Here is a 2,413-nt window from a genome sequence, read left to right on the forward strand (position 1 = left end):
GTCAGCCATGCGGATGGGACCCGCTGAGCTGGTGCAGGCGGCGGCCATGGCCCGCCGCTTCTATCTCGAGGGCAAGTCCAAGATCCAGATCGCGGAGGAGTTCGGCGTCAGCCGCTTCAAAGTGGCCCGGGTCCTGGAGACCGCCCTCGAGAGGGATCTCGTACGCATCGAGATCCGTGTGCCTGCCGAGCTGGACGCCGAGCGCTCGGACGCGCTCCGCGCCCGCTACGGCCTCAGGCACGCCGTCGTGGTCGAGTCTCCGGCCGAGGCCGAGGAGACGCCCGACCCCGAGAACCTGGGAGAGGTGGCCGCCGACCTGCTCGGCGAACTGGTCGACGAAGGTGATGTGCTGGGCCTGGCCTGGGGCCGCTCCACCATCCACATGGCGGCGGCGCTCGACCGGCTGCCCCCGTGCACGGTGGTGCAGCTGACGGGCGTGTACGACGCCGGGACCGCCGAGCGCGGTTCCGTCGAGGCCGTACGCCGCGCCGCCCAGGTGGCCGGCGGCGACGCGTACCCCATCTACGCGCCGATGCTGCTGCCCGACGCCGCCACGGCCTCGGCGCTGCGCAACCAGACGGGGATCGCCCGGGCCTTCGAGCACTTCGACAAGGTCACCGTCGCCTGTGTCTCCATCGGATCCTGGGAGGCGGGCATCTCCACGGTGCACGACATGCTCACCGAGGAGGAGCGCGCGCACTACGCCTCCCTCGGTGTCGCCGCCGAGATGTCCGCGCACCTCTTCGACGCCGACGGCCGCCGGGTCGGCCGGGACCTGGGCGAGCGGTGCATCACGGTGAAGGCCGACCAGCTCCGCCGGATCCCCGAGGTCGTGGCGATCGCGGGCGGACAGCGCAAGGGGCCCGCGATCGACGCGGTGCTGCGGTCCGGGCTCGTCACCAGCCTGGTGACGGACACGTCGGCCGCGGACTACCTGATGACGGCCGGCCCTCCGCCGAAGTCCGCGCTCAACCGGTCCGACCCGGACGGGGTCTGACGGATGGCCGGGGAAACGCGCGGGGTGGCCGGCGATCCGGCGGGCCGGGTCGTGGTCGTCCTGGACCTGGACGGGGTCACGGACAAGGCGGGCCTCATGGACCGCTGCGCCCGTGACCTGGCCCTGCCCGACTGGTTCGGCCGCAACTGGGACGCCCTCGCCGACTGCCTCGCCGACCCCGCCCTCTGGCCCGAGGAGGCCGGGGAGCGGGGGCTGCTGGTCGTCGTCCGGGGCTGGCGGAAGTACGCCGAGACGCGGCCCGACGAGTGGCAGGTCGCCGAGGAGATCTTCGCCGAGGCGACGGACCGGGGGCCGGGGCTGTTCGTGACCCTCGGCCTTGGAGAAACCTCCGAGAGGCCCCCTGACCAGCCTGGATGATCCGCTGGGGGTTGTTCGGGCGGGTGGCGTGGGAGAATGAAGTACGTGCTCTTTCCCCCTGGCCGGCCGGTCCGGGGGTCACCTCTGATCGACTGGGATGTGCAGCACGTGCGTTTCCTCAATGACATCCAGCCCGGGTACGACCTGACGTACGACGACGTCTTCATGGTGCCGAGCCGCTCCGCGGTGGGTTCGCGGCAGGCCGTCGACCTCAGCTCCCCGGACGGCACGGGCACCACCATCCCGCTCGTCGTCGCGAACATGACCGCCATCGCCGGACGCCGCATGGCCGAGACCGTGGCCCGCCGCGGCGGCCTCGTGGTGATACCGCAGGACATCCCGAACGACGTGGTCACCGACGTCGTCTCCTGGGTGAAGAGCCGGCACCTGGTGCTGGACACCCCGATCATCCTGTCCCCGCACCAGACGGTGGCGGACGCGCTGGCCCTGCTGCCCAAGCGTGCGCACGACGCCGGTGTCGTCGTCGACGAGAACCACAAGCCGGTCGGCGTGGTCACCGACGCCGACCTGTCCGGCGTGGACCGCTTCACGCAGCTCGCCGAGGTCATGTCCCGGGACCTGCTGCTCATCGACGCGGACATGGACCCGGGCGAGGCCTTCAACACCCTCGACCACGCCAACCGCCGCTACGCCCCCGCCGTCAACAAGGACGGCTCGCTCGCCGGCATCCTGACCCGCAAGGGCGCCCTGCGCGCCACGCTCTACCAGCCGGCCACCGACGCACAGGGCCGGCTGCGCATCGCCGCCGCCGTCGGTATCAACGGCGACGTCGCGGGCAAGGCGCAGGAACTACTGGACGCGGGTGTCGACGCGCTCGTGATCGACACGGCCCACGGCCACCAGGAGTCGATGATCAGCGCCCTGAAGCTGGTGCGCGACCTCGGCCCGCAGGTGCCGATCGTCGCGGGCAACGTGGTGGCCGCCGCGGGCCTCGAAGTCGGCGAGGAGACGGGACCCCAGTTCCGGGTCGTCGATGACGGCGTCGAGGTTGAAGCCGATGAACGTGAGGCTGCGGTC

General features: G+C 71.7%; 3 protein-coding genes. All 3 read left to right on the forward strand.

Annotated features, from left to right (window positions below; translation table 11 throughout):
* Window positions 1-997 (forward strand): sugar-binding domain-containing protein (locus tag ABZ281_RS46100; RefSeq protein WP_356664447.1); only part of this gene is annotated, 997 nt, incomplete at its 5' end.
* A gap of 24 nt (window positions 998-1,021) precedes the next feature.
* Window positions 1,022-1,375 (forward strand): barstar family protein, encoded by a 354-nt coding sequence (locus ABZ281_RS46105; protein WP_356664451.1) that lies wholly within the window; start codon window positions 1,022-1,024, stop codon window positions 1,373-1,375.
* A 108-nt stretch (window positions 1,376-1,483) separates the two neighbouring features.
* The coding region (locus tag ABZ281_RS46110) for an IMP dehydrogenase (protein WP_356664449.1) at window positions 1,484-2,413 on the forward strand (930 nt) is incomplete at its 3' end.

It is taken from the genome of Streptomyces sp. NPDC006265 (assembly GCF_040613555.1).
Classification (GTDB): domain Bacteria; phylum Actinomycetota; class Actinomycetes; order Streptomycetales; family Streptomycetaceae; genus Streptomyces.